This is a genomic window from Butyrivibrio sp. XBB1001 (assembly GCF_000424505.1).
Classification (GTDB): domain Bacteria; phylum Bacillota; class Clostridia; order Lachnospirales; family Lachnospiraceae; genus Butyrivibrio.
In genome coordinates, this window is the sequence record NZ_AUKA01000001.1 from 125,260 (window position 1) to 145,578 (window position 20,319).

Here is a 20,319-nt window from a genome sequence, read left to right on the forward strand (position 1 = left end):
GATGATGGTGGTCTTTGCCTTTTTCCATTAATGAACTTGTAATAAAGACAGGAGGAAAGAGTCATGGCTGCATTTGAACGAGTATTATCTGGAATTCCGGAAATGGATAAAGCTCTTGATAACATAAGACTTGGAGACAATGTTGTTTTCAGAGTTTCTGACCTTGCAGAGTTTAAGCTGTTCGTAGATCCTTATGTAGAACAGGCTAAAAAAGACGGTCGGAATATTATATATTTCAGATTTGCCAGCCATGAGCCATTAGTTGAAGACTGTCCTGAAGTAAAGACATATTCTGTGCCTCTGACTCATCGTTTTGAGACGTTTACCGTAGATATTCATAATGTTATTGAAAAAGAGGGAAAGGACGCTTTTTATGTTTTCGATTGCCTGTCAGAACTTCAGATACGTTGGGCTACTGATCTTATGATGGGTAATTTCTTCAGAGTGACATGTCCATTTTTGTTTATTCTTGATACTGTTGCATTCTTTCCAATAATTAGGGGAAAGCACTCCTTTCATGCAATAAACAAAATCTTAAATACAACGCAGCTATTTCTTGATGTGTATTCTGATGCAAAAAATGTATATGTCCGTCCGGAGAAGGTTTGGAACAGAAATTCAGAGACCATGTTCCTTCCACATATTTACCAAAAGGAGAAGAGGACATTTAGACCAATTTTGGATGGAGTTCAGTCAAGCCGTTTCTATCAGCTTCTGGACGATTGTCAGAGACCCGGAGAAGATCAGTACATTGATTTTTGGGACAAGTTTTTTAACACTGCTAAGATGCAGTTTGAAAGCAATATGGATTTGACTGATTCCTGCAATATTATGTGTAATATCATGATGACCAGAGATGAGAAGATGAGGCTAATGGTAAAAAAGCATTTTAAGCCAAAGGACTATTTTGCAGTCAGAAATCATATGATAGGAACCGGGCTTATTGGTGGTAAATCCTGTGGTATGCTCCTTGCCAGGGCAATAATCCGAAACATGAGTCAGGAGATAAATGAAGTACTTGAACCTCACGATTCATTCTTTGTGGGCTCGGATGTTTATTATACCTATATTGTAGACAATGAATTTTGGGATATGCGTATACGCCAGAGAACTGATGAAGAATATTTTTCGCTGGCTGATGAGTTTGCAGAAAAATTGAAGCAGGGTTCTTTTTCTGAGGATCTTCAGACACAGTTTAAGCACATCCTTGAGTACTATGGACAGGATCCTTTTATCGTACGTTCCAGCAGTATTCTGGAGGATGGTTTTGGAAATGCCTTCGCCGGAAAGTATGAATCTGTATTTTGTGCTAACAGAGGAACTTTAGAAGAGCGACTAGATGAATTTGAGAATGCCATAAGAACTGTATATGCCAGTACTATGAGTCTTTCTGCGCTTGATTACAGAAAAAGAAGAGGTTTGGATAAAAGAGATGAACAGATGGCACTGCTTATTCAGAGAGTATCGGGGTCTTATTATGGTCCTTACTATATGCCGTGTGCTGCAGGAGTTGGCTACTCCTACAGTCCATACAAATTCCTTGCAGGAATAGATCAAAAAGCCGGAATGCTGCGACTAGTAATGGGACTTGGAACATCAGCTGTTGATAGGACAATGGGATCATACCCACGACTTGTGAGTCTTGATATGCCGGAGGCTACTTCATCCGTTACAATAGCAGAGAAGCACCAATTCTCACAGAGGGCAGTAGAGGCTATGGACGTAAGTGATCATGTATTGAAACGCCTAGAGCTTAGGGACATAGAAGGCAAAATGCCGATGTATTTGATCAATACTCTTCTTGAGCATGATTATGAGGTTGAGAATTCATTAAAGGAACGAGGAATCTATCGAGATGTAAGGTTTATATCCTGTAGAGGGCTTGTCAAAAAACAAATAATAATGTCGCAGATGCAAAGGCTTATGCAGTTAATCCAGCAGGAATATGAACATCCTGTTGATATTGAGTTTACTATGAATCTTTCTGAGAATGGGGAATATTCTATAAATCTTTTACAATGCAGACCCCTTCAGGTAGCTAAGGATACAGTGAATGTATCAGTGCCTGAGATTCCTAAAGAGGACATTATTCTTGAAAGTGTAGGATCTTCAATGGGGCTTTCAAGAAGCGTTTCCATAGATATAGTAGTTTATGTGGATCCTAAGGCATACTATAACATGCCTTACGCAGATAAAACACGAATAGCGAGAATTATTGGTAAGGTGAACTGGACATTCAGAGGGCAGAAAAGACACATGATGCTGATTGTTCCAGGACGTATTGGCACTTCATCACCTGAACTTGGAGTTCCAACGTCTTTTTCTGATATTAGTGAATTTGAAGTGGTATGTGAAGTGGAGGAGAAGGAAGCTGGGTATAATCCAGAGCTTTCTTATGGAAGCCATATTTTCCAAGACCTTGTTGAGGCTGATATTTTATATACAGCCGTATTTGCTAATGACCAGACACGTAGCTTTTCACCCGATAAGTTTACCGGTTATAGAAACATAATCTTAGATTTTGTTGACCGTGAAAGTGACAAAGAGATCGTAAAAGTTTATGACATGGAAGAAGCTGAGTGTACTCTTTTTTATGACCTGGAACAGAACCATCTGTTATTAAAAAAATAAATGTACTGAGCGGTATTCTCGAGGGGAAATTCCGACGTGTTTATGAAATAGTCTGCTAAAATAAAGAGCGTTGTCATATCCGACAATTGTAGCTATATCTGATATGGAATAGTCAGTATTTTCCAATAATCTTTTGGCGGTGGACAGCCTTATATCTAGAACGTATTGCAGAGGAGTAACACCGGTTAATGCCTTGAACTTATGGAAAAAGGCATTTTTACCGATGTTATTATTTTTTAAGTATGTTTCTATACAGATCTGATCATGGTAATGCTCGTGAAAATAATCTGTAGCATGTTCAATCTCGAGACGATCTGTTGCAAGTATACTGTGTTCGCCACTTCTATTTATTCTTCCCATAAGGATTAAGATTTGCATGAAAAGGATAGCTGTTTGTGTGGCATAGAAGTCCCTTTTTAATTGCAATTCAAGAATGATCTTATTAAAAAGTTGGACGTATTCTCCGCTTACACCTACGGACAGAACTCTGCCGTCTGGTTCTAGACCATGCCTTCTGAGCAGATTATCTATTTCGGCACCGGAGAAATGAATCCAATACACGGTTGGCGTATCGTTTCCGTAGTAAATATAGTTCTGTGTCTCGGCAGGACGGTATATTACTATGTTTCCTGCAGAGACAGTCACATTATTGGAGCCTTCAAATATAAAATGACCGCATCCGGAATGTATATATATGAGCTGGTAATCCAGCCTCCCCTTTGGCCTGAATGTAGGCATCTCTTTTTTGGTAATTAGCTTATATGTTCCACAGCTATTGATCCATAAAGGTACGCTTTTGTTTATATAGCCTTCCTGAATATCTTCCTGATAGTTTCCGTAGTTTATATACATAGGTGCTCCAATTGGTAAGAATGTGCATATATTATACACCTTTGTTCATGTTTTTTATCATAGATAGTTGATAGAATGCATATTAGGCTATTTTTATTAATAACGGTGGGAGGCAATGATGAAAGGGAAGAGAGTTTGCTCGTTGATTATGACTGCAGGTTTGATGCTGGGAGTTTTAAATGGATGCAATAGTAATGTGGAGAGCGCTAATGCAGATACAGAGGCAAGCGTTCAGGAAACACCTGTTGCCATGGAAAGTGTTGAAGCATGCGATAATTCTAGCGAGGTAGCTAGTGAAAATGAAGTAAAGGAGCCAGAGGAGGAAACCTGGAAAACCGCGATTGATGGGCTGCCGGATGATTTTATATTTGGAATGGATGCTTCATCACTTCTTGTAGAAGAAAAGAGTGGTGTTAAATATTATGATTTTGATGGTAATGAGCAGGATCCGCTCAAAACATTTGCTGATTCTGGAATTAACTATATTCGCCTGCGTGTATGGAATGATCCGTATGATGAAAACGGCAATGGATATGGTGGCGGTAACAATGATCTTCCTACAGCTATAGAACTTGGTAAAAGAGCTACTGAATATGGGATGAGAGTTATGATTGATTTCCATTATTCTGATTTCTGGGCTGATCCTAAAAGACAGCATGCGCCAAAGGCCTGGGAGGGAATGAGCGTGGAGGAAAAATCATCAGCGCTTTATGACTTCACAAAAGATAGCTTAACAAAGCTCTTTGACGCAGGTGTTGATGTTGGCATGATTCAGATTGGAAATGAGATCAACTATGGTATGTCCGGAGAAACCAGGCTGGAAAATGTAATAGAGCTTCTTAAATCCGGAAGCAAAGCTATCCGCGAGGTTTCGGAAGATTATGGTAAAGACATTGACATCGTTGTTCATTACACAAGAATCACAGCTAAGGCAGATGTTCTTACCCTTGTGGAGAAGCTTGTTAATGCGGAGCTTGATTTCGATATGATTGGAATGAGCTATTATCCTTTCTGGGATGGTGGTATGGATAATATGAGCCGTGTTCTCGAACTTATCCAGGAAAGATATGGCAAAAAAGCTTTTCTTGCTGAAACTTCATATTGCTATACTACTGAAGATGGTGATGGTTCAGGGAACAGTCTCACAGAAAAAGATCTTGTTGATGGATATCCGGCATCACCTGAAGGACAGGCAACCATTCTTCATGATATATGCCAGTATGTAAATAATGTTGGTGGGATAGGAATGTTCTATTGGGAAGGAGCATGGATTCCTGTGGGACCCGCCAGTGCTGACAATTCAGCAATATGGGAACAGTACGGAAGTGGCTGGGCAAGCAGCTATGCTTCTGATTATGATCCTGAGGATGCAGCTGTATATTATGGTGGATGCTCATGGGATAATCAGGCATTCTTCGACTTTGAAGGACGCCCACTGGAATCAATAAATGTGTTCAATTATATGAAAAACGGGGCTGAATAATTGTACTTTGAATGGCACTACCATGTATTTCCGGACCAGAGTAAAATCTGGTCTTTTTTTTATCCAAATTATTTTTGCAAGGGCTTTGGACAGGGTTGGCATAGCAGGAATTATTTTGCGTGAGTTTCTGAATCTATAGCCATTGCCAAGGAGAAGGGAGTTCATTTCGGCAGACAGCAGGCATGAGTCATAGCACATTCTACAGAAGGTGTAAAGCAAAACAAAACGAAATAAAATATAAAAAATCTCTTAAAAATGGAAAACAATGTTCCGATTAGTAGACTATATGAAACAATATCATTTACAATAAATATGTAGTATTTATGCAACTTAGCGGAATATCATCAGCAGGAAATTGAGTCAGAAATCGTGTTTAAGTTTGTCTAATTTCTGAAATTTAGATCATTCTGGCATATCTGCTCTTTAGGAAGAAAGAGCTGGACTTCTGATTTTAACAGGTGGAGAAGAAAGGAATTTCTAGCATGAAAAAGAGAGTGGTATCAATTATATGTATGGCTATGTTAGAAACTATTATGGCCTGTGGTAATAACGTGGCTCCTTTGGAGGTTGTTGATGAAGCGCCGCAAGCAATATCAGTGGTGGAAGAAAGCACTGAAAATGAAGAAACAGATATGTCCGTCAGTGAAGGAAATTCAGACGCACCGGCAGGTGAAGAGGAAAAAGAGACGGTAACGACAGGAGGATATCCGTGGATAAACTCGGACATAAAAGAGAATGTTACTCCTGACATGGAGGTTTCTCCTAAGGATGATTTTCATCTCTATGTAAATAAAGGATGGCTTTTGGAGAATGATATCCCAGATGGATATACGATATGGTCTCATTACCATGAGCGGGAAATTGAAATAAAAAAGCAATGCATGGAACTGCTTAAAGATGAGACCATAGAAGGCCATGATGCTGAAGTAGTCCGCACATATAATAATCTGCTTTTAGACTGGAATGCCAGAAATGAAGCCGGATATACGGATATAAAAGAAGGCTATGAGAAAATTCTCGAAGCAAGTAGTGTTGAAGACATAAGCGGACTTATCACGGACAAAGATACGGCTTTTGAGTATTACAATTTTATGGCATATGCTGTAAGAAGCGGCCTTAATGATCCGAGTAAATACCTGCTTTGCGTGGATACACCGAAGCTTATTCTGAAAGATTCTGCTGAGTATTCTAATAGGACAGAAATTGGAGATATTTATTATAATTCGGGAAAAGAATTGTTTTCGTTTATGTCGGGGAAACTGGGAATGTCATCGGAGGATGCTGTTAAGTATTTTGATGCAGCGATTGAATTGGAAGGAAAGCTTTCAGGATCAATATATACCACAATGGAGAAGAAAGGTGAAGGATATCTGGATAAGGTAAACAATGAGATGAGCTTTGAGGAACTGGCTGCACTTTCTGTGAAGCTTCCTATAGCAGCCATTATTGAGGCGGTCGGATATAAATATGATGGCATATATCTTGTTACTACTCCTGATTATTTTAAAACTCTTGATGAGGTGTACACAGATGACAATTTGGATGGCATCAAGGGAATCTTGCTATTCAATTATTTTTCAAAGTATGCAAAATACCTCGATAAAGAAACTTACGATAAAACAAATGAGTTGAATGCCAAGTATCTTGGTACAAGTGGGACATTATCCGATAAAGAGAACGCTTATAATATTGTCACAGATTTACTTCCGGTATCAATGCAGAAAGTATACATTGCAAAGTACGGATCTGAAGAAGACAAAAAGAGAATGGAAGATTTGTGTCAGCAGGTTATCGATACTTATAGAGAGCTGCTTAATGAGAATAGCTGGGCTTCGGATGAAGTTAAGAAAAAAGCCATTGAAAAACTGGATAAGATAGCCATTCATGCCGCTTACCCGGATAAATTCAGAGACACTTCCGATATTGATATTTCTGATTGTTCACTTATTGAAGCTACCAAGCGCATCTGGATGGCTGAGACAAAGCATGATATGAGTTGTTTAGGTCAAAACCTTGATAAGGACATGTGGGCAGAAGGCTTTAATATTTTAACCTGCAATGCCGGGTATGATCCGTCTGCCAACACTATTAACATGATCATAGGAATGATGGGAGAACCTTTCTATTCAAGTGATATGGACGTGGAAGAGATGTACGCCTCAATTGGAGCATTCTGGGTGGGACATGAAGTGTCACATGCTTTTGATAACTATGGATCACAGTTTGATGCTGAAGGAAAATATAAAGACTGGTGGACAGAAGATGATAAGGCAGAATTTATGAGACGTGTAAAAAAGCTGGATGATTACCTTGATAGTATAGTTGTCTTTGGAGATTACAATTGCATAGGTACGAATATTGATACTGAAATGGTGGCTGATATAACCGGACTTCAATGTGCTCTTAGGATGGCTTCAAAAGTAGATGGATTTAACTATGATAAATTTTTTACAAAGTATGCTCAGATTAATGCTAATCTTGCTATTTACAGTTCTGAATTAACTAACCTTTTACAGGATGAGCATCCAAGAGACTATCTAAGAACAAATGTCCCTGTTCAACAGTTTGAAGAGTTTTATGAAACCTACGATGTAAGAGAAGGCGATAATATGTACCTTGCTCCTGAAGACAGGCTTTTGATCTGGTGATCCATCAGCCGGAGCATTATTTTGGCAGAAAAGCTCTGACTGAGTATATCCATAATTTGTATTAAGTTATAGCAACCAACAAAGAAAGGAGAAAAATATGACATCGATTATCAGTTTTGTTCTAAGTTTGATTATTGTGGGGATTCTTTATAAGAATATGATTGCCTGGGAAGGAGATTACAGAATTTCAAGAGGACAGGCATTATTGCCGGTATTACTTGGACTATTATCAGTGCCGCTTTCATTTGTCTTTTTCCTGATAATCGGACTTACATTCAGGGCTGTAACCGGATTTGTACCTACAGATGGACCTCTATTACTTGCCAGTTTCAATCATGCGCTTTTTTCTGCAGCGCTGAATGAAGAATTGGCAAAACTTATCATTACGCTTATTGTATTATGCATCTATAGGAAAAAAATTAGAAATGTATATGAATATATGCTGATAGCAGGTGCTGTCGGATTCGGGTTTATTCTTATAGAAGACTTTGTATATAGTGTCAGTCTTCCTGTTCTCTTGATGAGGTTGCCGGGTATAACAGTGCATATGATGCTGGGGCTTGCCATGGGAAGACATCTTGGACTTGCCAGATATAACAAAGTAACAGGCAGAGGGTCTGTATTAAAAGAATATCTTCTTGCTTTTTTTGTCCCTGTGGTTTGGCATACTGTTTTTGATTTTTTTGGTGCAAACATGCTCATACATGCCGGGGATAATGTAGAGACTATGACAGCGGAAATACAAAGAACAACATATATTGGTGCTGGTATGGTGTTAATTGCGGTAATTCCGATATTCTTTTTCCAGTTCTACATATTCAGACGACTTAAGAAAAATGCCGCAAACCTTGTAGCGCTTTCCTTCATTGCTGAAAACAGTACAGAGCAGGAGAATACCAATGCTTAAAAAGTATATTGAATTTATGAAAAAATCGCCACTGATAACTGCTGCGCTCTGCATAATATACGTGGTTGTGTGTTTCAATACGGTACCTACAGAGACAAATTTCCAGTTTTTTATAGTGAGGACTTTGCTCTGCGGAGCGTCGTGCTTTTTCCTGTACCAGATATCCGGAGATAAGACGCTTGCCTCCTGCTATGTTTCTACAGGATATGTCATCAAGAACGCCATTGGATTTTTATTGATGTCCCTTATCATGGGCTCTGTATTGCTGATTTCGAATATAGAAGAAAAGGTACCCCTGAAGGAAAATCCGATATTGGGATTTATCATTATATTTCTTATGTTTATTTCTGTGGGACTTTTTGAGGAACTGGCTTTCAGGGCAGTTATAAACGATGCGATTATCTATAAGTTCAGGGAAAAGAAATATGTCTTTGTTCTGAGTGCAGTGGTTTCCTCACTGGTATTCGGAGCTGCACATGTTTTGGGATTTGATGCCTCATCGCCTGTTGCATGGGGACAGGCGGTCGCCAAAACACTGGAATCAGGCGTTTTTGGTCTGGCCCTCCTTATACTGTATTGGAAGACAAGAAATATCTGGGCCTGCGGCCTGGCTCACGGACTGTTTGATTTTTTTGCCGGTTATACAGAAGGTCTGTTTGTTCCGACGGGAGATTCAGGTTCATCGTATATTAATACCGGTGAAGATGGCGTGAGAATCCTTATCACATACTTTATAATTGCTGCAATAAATGCAGTTCTGACGTTTATTGTGTGGAAGAAAGTCGGTAAGACTATTGATTTTGAAAAGATCAGACGAGAATGGTAAGGAGAGATTATGATGGCAAAGAAGATATTGGTTATATTGCTGATTGGAAGTATGTTTCTTGCAGGCTGTGGGGAAAAAACTCCGGACACCATTTCTGATGAAAAATCGCAGGATGATTCTGCTGCAGATGTAAGCACATCAGATGAGCATTATACTGAAGAAGGTGATGAGTTACCAGTTGAAGAAACTGTGCAAGAAACATCCGAAGAAACAGCCGAAGAAACAGCCGAAGAAACAGCCGAAGGATCGGATGGCGGAGCATATGTTATAAATGGCGGTGACCCATGGATAGATTCCAATCTTAAGGATAATGTAATAAATACCGGAAAGCTATCTGAAAAAGATGATTTTAACGTGGCAATTAATTATGACTGGATAATTAGCCATGATATTCCTGAAGGATACAGCAGATATAGTTCTTTTACGAAAATAGGCGAAATTGTAGAGGAAAAAGCTATTGCAGCTTTGGATGATGACACTCTGACAGGGCACGATGCTGAATTGGTCAGAGCTGTATATCAGGGATTTCTTAACTGGGATGAGAGGAATGAAGAAGCGCTTGCTCCTCTTGAAGTCATTGTGAAAGAGATTGAAGCCCTGTCCGGTACCAGGGATATTTCAGAATATCTTTGCGACCCCAACAGGTCTGTATTTTTACCTTCTATTTTTGAAATAGTCAACACTGCTGATCTTATTGATTCTACAAAGTATGTAACGGCACTTAATTTTGGTGACCTTATTTTAGATGATTCTGCTGAATACAAAAACAAAAGTGTAGTAGGAGAAATAGCAGATACGGAATACAGGAAACTTTTTTCAGAAATATATGTAAGAATGGGGTATTCCAGGGAAGAAGCTGATGCGCTTTATGATAATGCTATTGCATATGAAACTGCACTTGCAGATTCTATCTTAACAAATGCTGAACTTCAGCAACCTGATATATATGAAACGATACTCAATTACTATGATCCGGAAGAGCTTTATAGTCTTACACCAAATTTTCCTATGGAAGAATTCATTAAAGTAAGGGGCTTTGGCAGCACAAAGAAAATTTGGTGCATGTTACCGGAAAATATTAAAAAGATATCTGAGCTATATACAGATGAAAATGCAGAGAATATCAAAGCATACTTAATAGTTCATGGAGTTATTAAATGCGCGGAATATCTTGACAAGCAGGCTTTTGATGCCAGCATTTCTGCGACGAATAAAATAGAAGGTGTGGCAGGTGTACTTGCTGATAAACAATATGCATATCGCTGTGTACTTCAGTCCTTGCCTGAATCTATCGGAAAAATATATATACAAAAGTATGATTGCACAGAAACAAAGAATACTATCACGGAAATATGCAAAGAGACTTGTGCGATTTACAGAGAGATGCTTTCAAATGAAGAATGGCTATCTGATGAAACAAGGCAGTATGCCATGGATAAGCTTGATGCCATCGGGATTAATGTTATTGAGCCAAAAGAATATCAGGACCTGAGCAATCTTGATCTTAACAATCTTTCATATTTTGAAGCCAGTATGGCTGTGGAGGATTACTATTACAAGCTTAATGCTGCTAATACCGGAGGTGAAGTAAACAGAAATTTATGGGATAACTCAACACTTAAAACAAATGCTTTTTACAATGCCACAAACAATTCAATAAATATTTTGCTTGGAATCCTTGATGGTGATTTCTACAGGGAAGATATGTCAAAGGAGCAGCTTTATGCCTCAGTTGGAACTATTATTGCCCATGAGATTAGTCATGCATTTGATCCAAGTGGTTCTCAGTTTGATAAGGACGGGAACTATAATAATTGGTGGACCGAAGATGATACCGCGGCATTTCAGAAAAAAGCACAAAAGCTGATTGATTATTATAACGGAATAACCGCATTTGGAAATGAAAAAGTAAACGGCAGCATTGTTCAGGGAGAGGCAGTTGCGGATATAGCAGGGCTTAAGGCAATGTTGCTCCTTGCTTCAAAGGAGGAAGATTTCAATTACAAACTGTTTTTTGAAAGTTACGCAAATATGTGGAAAGAAATCTGCACTTATGAAGCAGACTATTCCCAACTTACCCAGAACCCTCACCCGCTGTATTATCTGAGAGTTAATGTAGTTGTACAGCAGTTTGATGAGTTTTATGAGGCCTTTGACGTTAAGGAAGGAGACGGAATGTATCTTGCTCCTGAAGATAGAATTAGCGTTTGGTAAGGAGAATTTTGGTTATGGAAAACAAAAAAGTTATGGCTGTTCCAAGGATTTGTGCGTATCTTGTGATAGTAATTTGTATTTTAGGGATTATAGTGGGCTCTATTTTTGATTACAGTATTAACGTAGCACTGGCGAACAAGACTGACATTGGAACCTTTTTTGCTACCTATGGTTCTTATTTTCCCTATTGCTTATATCCTGCAGCTGGGATGTGCATCTTTAAGGGGCTCATGAAAAAGGGCGACAGATTTAAAATGCTAGCTTGGACAATAATGCTGATCTCATACTTTATGGCTGTTTACTACAGCAATAATTACAACGGATCAAAGGTAAGAGAGCTGTTTGGATACACAGCGGGAGATGCATCACCGCTTTTATCAGTAGTAAGCTGGGGATTCTGGGTAGTACTGTATGCCTGGGTGCCATTTGTCTGCTATCGTGTATTTGATGATGTGAGTCCGGACAAGTTGATAATGACAGGTGCAGCTATTCTGGTAGCCGGGATTGTAGCCGATAATACAAACCTCTGGCTCAAGCAGGTAGCATCAAGACCAAGATATAAGTACCTGATAACCCTTGATGACCCTATGTCGGAGTTCAGGAACTGGTGGCAGATGATTCCTAATCTCGCCGGATCAAATGACAGTTATAAGAGCTGGCCCAGTGGAAATATGATAATAGCAAGCATGATGTTTTCGCTGCCAATGCTCTCGGATGTTCTTAAAAAACGTTCAGAGAAAAAGAATATTGTCTGTTTTGTGATTGCAGCATGCTTTGTTGTGCTTTACGGCTATAACAGAATTCATATGACAAACCATTTTCTTTCTGATGTATGCTTTGGAACACTGATCACTTACATTATTTACCTGGTTGTGAGCACAGCGTTTTTACAGGCTGTGAATAGGGAAAAGTAAGGATTATGATTAAGATAGGTGCGTAGTACTAATCTGTGATGGAACAATAAAATCGTAAAGATATGGGGAGTATAAATGGGGACATCATTCTGTAATATCAATATTCATAATCCAAATGGAACAAAATACGAAACAAATGAGGACTTGACGGTAGTTAACATTGCAAAAGAATGGGACACTCTTTTTCAGGTAGATTCTGTTCCTGATCCCAAAATGATGACAAAAATAGCCAAGAATATATCTACTGCTGTAGGAAGTCCTGCTATTCTAGTTACATATTTTGATGACATAGCCATGAATCTGACAGTGTTTGTTGATGGAGCCAAGAAAGGCGAATATCTGTTGGATAATGGTTTCTGCAAAAAGAGTGGCTTACCTCAGATTATTTCGGCTCTTAAGCTCGATGAAAAGGCGACGAAGGCCTTTAAGAAGATCATAGAAAAAGAGCCTGATGCAAGTGAGGTTATCGGTTTGATCAGTGCACTTAGCCAGATTCCTCTTTTCATGGATAAAAAGATGCATGACTCTGGTGCTGTAGAAATTGCAGGGCTTAGTAGGGAAGATGTGATAAAAAAGTATACCTCTGCTCCAAAAACAAAGAAGGCATCTGCTTCATTCGGTGAGAAAAAAGAAGCAGAGTTGTTACAGGAAATCCCAGGAGTATTCAATGGATATATAGACCCCAAGAATGGCATTTTTTCCATCTTGAGACCTGAAGAGGACGGAGAATTGGATAGAGGCCACGTTCACTGCTATCAGCTAATACAGGATGATATTCCTCGTCTCGAAAAAAGTCATGATATCAGGCTTAATCTTAACGAACTGTCAACGATGAAAAACATAAAGAGTTTTTTGTATTATCAGGAAACTCCGTTTCAGCAAGAAGCGTTGCTTGTTAATGACGATACCAATTCGATAGGATACATTGCGCAGGGTGAGAAATGTTCCGAGTATAGGGATAAAATCCTCGTTCCCATAGAAAAGAGGGTCCTCCCCATGTTTCAGGTGATGCATGTGTGTGAAGACCCCAAAGCAGAATCTCCTGAGGGACTTGTTTCATACAACCAATATGACGCCAGATACCTTGTAAGGGAAGGTGATTATTACAAAGAAATTCGTAAAGAGCGAGAATTTGAGCCAACTGGTGACTTCTTTGAAGATAATGACATGGAGTATAGTGGCCCTAATAGCTTTTACGCAGACGCCGAAGGTGTAGTGAGAGTAGGCATGATCGTGGACTACAAAAAAGTTTGCCGCCATGTCAGGGTGGACTTTTATGATCATGACTATACTCTTAGGGAAACGACAACAGTTCCTATAACTGGTGAATTCGATTTTAATTCTGTTTGGAGCGGATATGTTTATAACCGTGAGAAAAACCTTATATTTATAGGTGGCTATGGTATTGATCTGTCAGGAAAAAAGATAAGAGCTATCGGTGAACTCCCGGAAAAACTCAGAAGAAAGATTTTTTCATGTTTTCTCTTTAAGAATCAGGCAGGCAAGACTATGATCGCAGTTATCCTTGATAAGATCATATATATTCTTGATGAAAACTTGAAGCTGGTATATCACGTAAAGTCTTCAGACAGAATCTATGCTTATTACTGCGATAAAAAAGGTAGCATAATCTATGTTACTTTGAAAAACTATTGGGATATGCCTTATGAGAACTACAAGGCAGATTCAAGAATTCGCCTTTACAAACTGGAAGTACAATAACGAATGATAAGAGCTTTGAAACAGAGATGTTTCTGGGCTCTTTATTTGTATTGATAAATAAATGATTTTACTGAGTTCGTATGAGGTTCGTATGAGGGTATTGTGTATTGTGCGACAATGTGTATTGCTTGAATGAAATAGTCAACGCAACCAAATAGCGTATGTATTACGAAATGACCTGAAAAATGTTATGATCAGGTCATTTTTTATTTCTAAAAGTGCCTAGAAATGGGCAACTTAAAAAATACACCCTGTTAAGTTCGCAATCTAAGAAGACGACTCACGATAAGTTTGAAAAAGTTATCGCAACCCATTTGCATCACGAATTATGAAATTGGTGGGGATATTAACTGCTCAGAAAACACTTTTAATCAAAAATCATTTGTTCAGCAGTTCTTTTGTAAGATTAACCTTATCAGCAGGAATCTCCTTAAGATCAAGAAGCTTCATAAGCCTGCGCATGTCTTCATCATCATCCGGGATCATTTCATAGGGCGATAGGTTGTTCAGACCAGGCCTTTTTGTGCTGTTGATGTGATTGACAAGCAGAGTGATATCTTCCTGTGTGTAGGAATTCAATGAGGTCCCTTTAGGGATAACATAGCGGATATATTCATGGTTCTTTTCCAGTCGCCCTTTCTGTCCGGATTGCATCGGATCGCAGAAATAGACATTGGTCCTCAGAGCTCCTTCAACCTCGATTGAAGCCTCAAGTCCATCTACCACTTTGAACTCACTGCCGTTATCTGTGAGGCAAATTCCAAACAGTCTGTTAAAGCAGTCTTTTCCAAGTCCTCTTTCAAGGTAGTTGATTCTGTCTATAACGGAATCAGCTGTACAGTCAGGAATAAGAAATGCGATCATCACGCTGTTTCTTCGAAGGAGCATAGTCAGCAATACTTTTTTCTGACCTCTTTTTCCCTTGACCGTGTCCATTTCACACACGCCCTTTTCAGAGCGATTCTTCATAAGAGCCATAAAGTCCTAATATGTGCGTCCTTGTCTGAATTTCTGCGTAAGGATACCTGATTCGGATTTCTTTTTCCTTCTTCTCTTGTATCTTGTCTGTCTGCGAAGATCTATGTTGCGCACATCGAGAATGCCATCATTTATGTAAATATATGCTGTTCGGCTGGTTATCGGTATTTCCTGTTCATGTACTGCAAATATGTGAGCAAGTGGCTGACCTTTCTTTATTCCATCTGATAGGATCCTGTTCACATCAGCAAGTTCCTCATCTGACAGATGTATACCCACGCGCGATGTCTTCCTTGTATCAATAGATTTTCTGTCAGCAACTTTAGCGTCATAAAAATACCTGTCATCGCTACAGTTGCGTCTTTTCTCGCATCCGTTACACACATAAGGCGGAAAATCATATTTAGTGCATTTAGTGCTGATATATTCATCACAATAAACATGACAGTCTTTTGCACATGTGTAACAGTACATCGGACATGAATCATCTCCACATAGGTGCCTCTTAGTGCATCCTTTTGCTCCTTTGCAGTCGTTACCGGCAAAATAGCTGCCAGGAATAAAGATACGATGTCTTTTTATTTCCCGGGCAACAGAAGCAACATGGCGATTTAAAAGCTCGGCAATCCGCTGTAAAGGCTGCATTCTGGCAACGCCGATCTCGATAGTTTCTCTGTCATCAAATTTCATTCTGGATATTTTTTCAGACATATTCCCCCAATCTTGAGCAGTTTTAGATTTCCCCATAGGCACATTTTAAAGCAAATCAATACTATTAAATGGTACTGTTTTGATGAGTATACAAAACGCTCCTGAGAAAATATAATTAAGAGTAGGCAAATATTAGTCATACTAATAATCTATGGCTCAAAATACATTTTTCGGATAAAGAGTGAGAGATGAAAGATAAGTACAATGCATATTGCATGGTAGAACCGGTGAAAGAGTATACTGCAAAAGACATAAAAGACATCCGCAAAAAAACAGGAACCACACAAGGGTTCCTGGCTAAATGGCTGGGTGTATCAAAAAAAACAGTACAGGCATGGGAGTTGGGAACAAACATACCAAATGGCCCCTCTGCAAGACTTCTTTCACTTCTTGATGCGGGAATTATTCACGCTGATACTTTTGTTGACAATAAAGAATAAAAGCAGCCGTTATTGGCTGCTTTTATTAGTATCTGTTCCTCGGCCTGAGTGGTAACTTTCACGTTAAATACATTCATTTAGTCCACTCCTTGATGTTGTTTCTTATGTCTGAGAGAACCTCTGATGCCGGGCGGCTTTCGTTTGCTTTTGCCTGCGCAAGGCCCTTGGCCATCATAGAATCAAATTATTTCTTTTGCTCTGAACTGTGAACAGAAGAGTTTACATACGCAAAGATTAGCCCCTGAACGGAATTGATCCGATCAGGGGCTTTGATCATTTGGTGCTTTTTGATTCTAAGTTATCGATCTCACTGATCGAGATCATGTGTATTGACTCATCGGTGATACCTTCATCTGAACGAAGGTGATATACAGTAGTCATCTTGAGTGTTACATTCTTGCCTTCTATGGCGTTGACCTCTTCGATATGGTCCTTGAGTCTCATGGCAAATTCTTTTAGCTTTTCCTTGGAATCTTCATAAAGCATAACACCAAAATAAGCTTCCTTGATCCTGGCTGCCACCCCCCCTTGCCCGACAACATCGATGATTCGCTCACCGATCTCTTTTAGGACCTTTGCAGAGAACTTACTTCCGTAGGTGGCCTCAAGTCGATGATGGTTTGCGTTATGCAGAACAATGTATCCGTAGTTCCTGCCTCCATCATTATACTGATCCGAGTAATCGACCATGACATTGATGAAACTCTTATTGTTCATCAGTCTGGTGATAGTGTCCATTCGGGAAGGGTTGATCAGTTTCTGAACCCTGTATACTTCCTGGTCAATGTCATCGAAAGTACCAACAAGACCGATGATCTTACCATCGTCATATATGGGCATCTTGTTACATATGATGTCATGAACAACGCCGTTCACTATGCATTGTCCCTGCGCATTATATACGACCTTGCCCTTGCCGAGCACATCAAGTTCATCGCCCTGATATGGCCCGTCATCTACATGCCAGTGCATTTCTTCATCGGTTTTGCCAATGATATCATCCAGAGAATCAATCTCATAGAAATCAAGAAATGCATTGCTGACGCCTCTAAAGCGCCTGTCTCTGTCTTTCCAGAACAGCTTATAAGAAGAGTTGTTCTTAAGCGTATCCCAGATAAGAGCATATTCTTTCCTTACTGAATTCGGATCATTGTCTGAGCCTGATAAATGAGAGTATTTTCTTGCATTAAGCGCTTCGGATATATCATCAGCTACCTTGCCGACAGTTAGAAGGAATTCATCGCCATCAGTTCCGGGGATAGCCAGGAGAGAAAACTCACGCCATTCATATGCTCCATTTCTCTGCTTGATCCTGATGCAGATCTTTATGAATTCCCGGGATGGTATGTCTTTGCGGGAAATGTTTTTACCATGGTTCATAAAGGCAAGGTAGTTCTCCCTGTCATCAGGATATACATAGTTTTCAGCGAAATGGCGGAGAGTATCTTCCATGCGCATCTCAGTAACAGGCATTCCGCTCATGTAGATGTAATTGCCTACAAGAGGAAGGATAACATCTTCCCTGTAGTTTACCAGGTGTACTACTTCATAAAGGTTATTGAGCTCTCGTAGCCTAAGATCCAGCTTGTCTTTTTCTACAGCGTTTTCGTCATGAGAAATGTTATTGATTGAAGCTTTGAACAGATAGCTTCCTTCATTTTCAGCCACAAGACCGATCTTCAACTGGAAGTAGTTTCCGTTGTTTGTATAATAAAAGCTTTCCTGGCTTTTGCTTGTAACAACCTTTTGAACAAAGCTGATGTATTTCTTCATGGAAGGAGAATCCGGATTATATAAAGATGCATCAATAAGGCTTAAGTCTTTTGTCTTAATCCCTATCTGCTGCAGGAAAGGATCATTTACAAAAAGTGTCTTGAAATGACCTTCTTTGTATTCTGCTATAGCCAGTGGTGAATCAGTGTCATGGACAGTGATACTTGCAGCTTCATAATAATTCCGCCATTGTCTCTCTTCAATAGTGATACCTTTTTTATCTATTGTTTCCAGCATTTCTTCCAGAGGAAGAGGCTTGCTGTAATAGTAGCCCTGAAGTTTTCCACATCCGATTGATTTAAGGAATTCGATCTGTTCAACTGTTTCAACACCCTCACACAGGGTCTTGATACCGATGCTTTTTGCCATTCCGGTTGTATAACGCACCAGAGTCTTGGCCTTCTCGTTCATTGCTGAAAGAAAGCGCATATCCATCTTAAGAAGGTCAAACTCATAGTCTTTTAGCAGTGTGAGAGAAGAGTAGCCGCTTCCAAAGTCATCCATCCATATCTCATATCCTCTGGTACGGAACTTTGTTATTATGTCGATCATCAGGTCTTCATCCTGAACGATCATACTCTCTGTTATCTCAACATGAAGATAATCCCTTGGAATATCATATTTTTCAACAGCATCTTCCAAGACCTTAAGCATGTCACACATGATAAAGTCGAGTCTGGACATATTTATGGATACAGGAACAGTGGGAAGATCATTTGAAAGATGGTCGTGGATGTCACGGCATACTCTGTCTACAATGAAACAGTCAAGTTTATAGATGAGCTTTTTTTCTTCCAAAGCACCGACAAACTTATCAGGAGGAATGAATCCGACTTCATTATCGATCCACCTGGCCAGAGATTCAGCACTGCATAGTTGTCCCGTAAGAGAACGTACAACAGGCTGATAGTAAACCTTGATCCATTCCTTTTCAATAGCTTCGTCTATATGAGTAGTAACGTATTCAAAAATCGCATTATTATCCATGATTTAAGTATACCAAATATCATTGCATAGTATATTAAATATCAATAAATTCCAGTATAATTATAAATAAATATATTTCATGAAAGGAAGGGAATTATGCTCTGGTTATACCTGTTTTTGATAGTGTTCTTTAATGGCTTTGAAGCCGGAGGATATCAGGCAAGTCTGTACAGTATTGGCCAGGTATATGACCTTTCGGTGACCAGTATGGGGCTCTTTGCCTCCGTTGAGCTGTTTGCGACTATGCTGGCGCCTCTGGTACTGGGTAGCCTTGCAGACAGGAGCCATAAGCTTAAATTTCTTCTTGTTTTATTGGGAATACAGATAGTATTCGCATTTACACTGTTTGCCAGCAGCGTTGAGCCCTTGTTTATAGGCTGCATCTTCTTTTTAGGCCTTACAACCAGTGCCTTGCAGTTTATTTCCATAGCTGCACTTATGGAGGCGTATCCTGTAAGCGGTAAAAGAAAGATCGGCTTTATGACCTCTATGTATGCTCTGGGTGCGTTTGTAGCTCCTCTGATTGTTGACAGACTCCTTGATCATGGATTTAGCTGGAGACTGGTTTTCCTGGCACTGATGGTCGGTTCTGTTATTGCTTTTTTAGGGGTATTTGCTCTTAGGAATTATAAAGCAGAAGAGAAGGGGCAGAGTGAAGATACAGATTTCGTAGGCGGAAGATTTGTAATAACAGGAGTTCTGCTCCTATGTGTTGTCATGTGCATATATGTAGGATTCGAGAATGGTTTTGCGTTCTTTGTGGACACTATGTTTGCAGAAGTGCTGAATTCTTCAAGTGGCAAGTTTGCCATTTCGCTGTTCTGGGTAGTAATGATACCTTCAAGGGTACTGGTAGGTCTTTTTTCAAGACATGCAAAAAAGATACTTATAGCAGCCATAATAGCTATTCCGTTGATAACCTGGCTCATAACCATGATGACAGACGCTCGTTTTGTTATAGCTTTGATAATCCCGCTTGGTTTTGCATGCGGAGCTATCTATCCCAGTGTATTATCGACGCTCATAGCATTCTCCGGGAACAAAAAAGCAACGGCCACAGCCATGATAACTACGGCAACCGGAATTGGTGGCGTTGTTTTCACAGCTCTGACCGGATTTATGGCAGACAGGATCGGACTACAGGGTTCGATGCTTGCACTGTCTGCATTTTTCATATTGTCACTGATCTCAGTACTCATTTTATCTAGAATCCATGCAGATTGAGAAGCTTGC

14 protein-coding genes are annotated in these 20,319 nt (G+C 39.6%); 10 read left to right on the top strand and 4 right to left on the bottom strand.

Annotated elements, in window-relative coordinates; all coding sequences use genetic code 11:
• Positions 1-63 precede the first annotated feature (63 nt).
• Positions 64-2,631 (top strand): PEP/pyruvate-binding domain-containing protein, encoded by a 2,568-nt coding sequence (locus G631_RS0100575; protein WP_026487763.1) that lies wholly within the window; start codon positions 64-66, stop codon positions 2,629-2,631.
• Here the strand turns inward: G631_RS0100575 and G631_RS0100580 are convergent.
• Complete coding sequence (locus G631_RS0100580) at positions 2,620-3,483, bottom strand: AraC family transcriptional regulator (protein ID WP_026487764.1); 864 nt, start codon at positions 3,481-3,483, stop codon at positions 2,620-2,622. The genes G631_RS0100575 and G631_RS0100580 overlap by 12 nt on opposite strands.
• Positions 3,484-3,598: 115 nt before the next feature.
• Between G631_RS0100580 and G631_RS17555 the strand changes: the two genes are divergently transcribed.
• The 7 genes from G631_RS17555 to G631_RS0100615 all read left to right on the top strand — a co-directional run bounded on the left by G631_RS17555 (position 3,599) and on the right by G631_RS0100615 (position 14,197).
• Positions 3,599-4,966 (top strand): glycoside hydrolase family 53 protein, encoded by a 1,368-nt coding sequence (locus G631_RS17555; protein ID WP_081671173.1) that lies wholly within the window; start codon positions 3,599-3,601, stop codon positions 4,964-4,966.
• A gap of 482 nt (positions 4,967-5,448) precedes the next feature.
• Positions 5,449-7,614 (top strand): M13 family metallopeptidase, encoded by a 2,166-nt coding sequence (locus G631_RS0100590; protein WP_026487765.1) that lies wholly within the window; start codon positions 5,449-5,451, stop codon positions 7,612-7,614.
• A gap of 97 nt (positions 7,615-7,711) precedes the next feature.
• Positions 7,712-8,521, top strand: coding sequence for a PrsW family glutamic-type intramembrane protease (locus G631_RS0100595; RefSeq protein ID WP_026487766.1), 810 nt, complete (start codon positions 7,712-7,714; stop codon positions 8,519-8,521).
• Complete coding sequence (locus G631_RS0100600; RefSeq protein ID WP_026487767.1) at positions 8,514-9,347, top strand: CPBP family intramembrane glutamic endopeptidase; 834 nt, start codon at positions 8,514-8,516, stop codon at positions 9,345-9,347. Before G631_RS0100595 ends, G631_RS0100600 begins: the two co-directional genes overlap by 8 nt.
• Positions 9,348-9,356: 9 nt before the next feature.
• Complete coding sequence (locus G631_RS0100605; RefSeq protein ID WP_081671174.1) at positions 9,357-11,561, top strand: M13 family metallopeptidase; 2,205 nt, start codon at positions 9,357-9,359, stop codon at positions 11,559-11,561.
• A 14-nt stretch (positions 11,562-11,575) separates the two neighbouring features.
• Entirely contained in the window at positions 11,576-12,475 is a 900-nt protein-coding gene (locus tag G631_RS0100610; protein WP_026487769.1) for a phosphatase PAP2 family protein, read from the top strand.
• 75 nt (positions 12,476-12,550) lie between these two features.
• On the top strand, positions 12,551-14,197 hold the full coding sequence (locus G631_RS0100615) for a hypothetical protein (protein WP_026487770.1): 1,647 nt from the start codon (positions 12,551-12,553) through the stop codon (positions 14,195-14,197).
• A 378-nt stretch (positions 14,198-14,575) separates the two neighbouring features.
• On the opposite strand, the gene G631_RS20825 is transcribed toward G631_RS0100615, so the two are convergent.
• Together G631_RS20825 and G631_RS20830 are read right to left on the bottom strand one after the other, a co-directional pair.
• The gene (locus tag G631_RS20825; protein ID WP_051196684.1) at positions 14,576-15,175 is read right to left on the bottom strand and encodes an IS30 family transposase; all 600 of its coding nucleotides are present in this window, start codon (positions 15,173-15,175) and stop codon (positions 14,576-14,578) included.
• A 6-nt stretch (positions 15,176-15,181) separates the two neighbouring features.
• Positions 15,182-15,886 (bottom strand): helix-turn-helix domain-containing protein, encoded by a 705-nt coding sequence (locus G631_RS20830; RefSeq protein WP_051196686.1) that lies wholly within the window; start codon positions 15,884-15,886, stop codon positions 15,182-15,184.
• A 188-nt stretch (positions 15,887-16,074) separates the two neighbouring features.
• Here G631_RS20830 and G631_RS17565 point away from each other — a divergent pair, with 188 nt between their 5' ends.
• Positions 16,075-16,326 (top strand): helix-turn-helix domain-containing protein, encoded by a 252-nt coding sequence (locus tag G631_RS17565; protein WP_051192086.1) that lies wholly within the window; start codon positions 16,075-16,077, stop codon positions 16,324-16,326.
• Between the two features lie 273 nt (positions 16,327-16,599).
• On the opposite strand, the gene G631_RS19790 is transcribed toward G631_RS17565, so the two are convergent.
• Complete coding sequence (locus tag G631_RS19790; RefSeq protein ID WP_026487771.1) at positions 16,600-19,086, bottom strand: EAL domain-containing protein; 2,487 nt, start codon at positions 19,084-19,086, stop codon at positions 16,600-16,602.
• 96 nt (positions 19,087-19,182) lie between these two features.
• Between G631_RS19790 and G631_RS0100640 the strand changes: the two genes are divergently transcribed.
• Positions 19,183-20,310, top strand: a complete 1,128-nt coding sequence (locus tag G631_RS0100640; RefSeq protein WP_026487772.1) for an MFS transporter — start codon at positions 19,183-19,185, stop codon at positions 20,308-20,310.
• The last annotated feature ends 9 nt before the right edge of the window (positions 20,311-20,319 follow it).

Excerpts from the sequence above, each read along its gene's own strand:
- G631_RS0100575 (WP_026487763.1), top strand. The coding sequence starts at position 64 with ATGGCTGCATTTGAACGAGTATTATCTGGAATTCCGGAAATGGATAAA.
- G631_RS0100580 (WP_026487764.1), bottom strand. The coding sequence starts at position 3,483 with ATGTATATAAACTACGGAAACTATCAGGAAGATATTCAGGAAGGCTAT.
- G631_RS17555 (WP_081671173.1), top strand. The coding sequence starts at position 3,599 with ATGATGAAAGGGAAGAGAGTTTGCTCGTTGATTATGACTGCAGGTTTG.
- G631_RS0100590 (WP_026487765.1), top strand. The coding sequence starts at position 5,449 with ATGAAAAAGAGAGTGGTATCAATTATATGTATGGCTATGTTAGAAACT.
- G631_RS0100595 (WP_026487766.1), top strand. The coding sequence starts at position 7,712 with ATGACATCGATTATCAGTTTTGTTCTAAGTTTGATTATTGTGGGGATT.
- G631_RS0100600 (WP_026487767.1), top strand. The coding sequence starts at position 8,514 with ATGCTTAAAAAGTATATTGAATTTATGAAAAAATCGCCACTGATAACT.
- G631_RS0100605 (WP_081671174.1), top strand. The coding sequence starts at position 9,357 with ATGATGGCAAAGAAGATATTGGTTATATTGCTGATTGGAAGTATGTTT.
- G631_RS0100610 (WP_026487769.1), top strand. The coding sequence starts at position 11,576 with ATGGAAAACAAAAAAGTTATGGCTGTTCCAAGGATTTGTGCGTATCTT.
- G631_RS0100615 (WP_026487770.1), top strand. The coding sequence starts at position 12,551 with ATGGGGACATCATTCTGTAATATCAATATTCATAATCCAAATGGAACA.
- G631_RS20825 (WP_051196684.1), bottom strand. The coding sequence starts at position 15,175 with ATGGCTCTTATGAAGAATCGCTCTGAAAAGGGCGTGTGTGAAATGGAC.
- G631_RS20830 (WP_051196686.1), bottom strand. The coding sequence starts at position 15,886 with ATGTCTGAAAAAATATCCAGAATGAAATTTGATGACAGAGAAACTATC.
- G631_RS17565 (WP_051192086.1), top strand. The coding sequence starts at position 16,075 with ATGAAAGATAAGTACAATGCATATTGCATGGTAGAACCGGTGAAAGAG.
- G631_RS19790 (WP_026487771.1), bottom strand. The coding sequence starts at position 19,086 with ATGGATAATAATGCGATTTTTGAATACGTTACTACTCATATAGACGAA.
- G631_RS0100640 (WP_026487772.1), top strand. The coding sequence starts at position 19,183 with ATGCTCTGGTTATACCTGTTTTTGATAGTGTTCTTTAATGGCTTTGAA.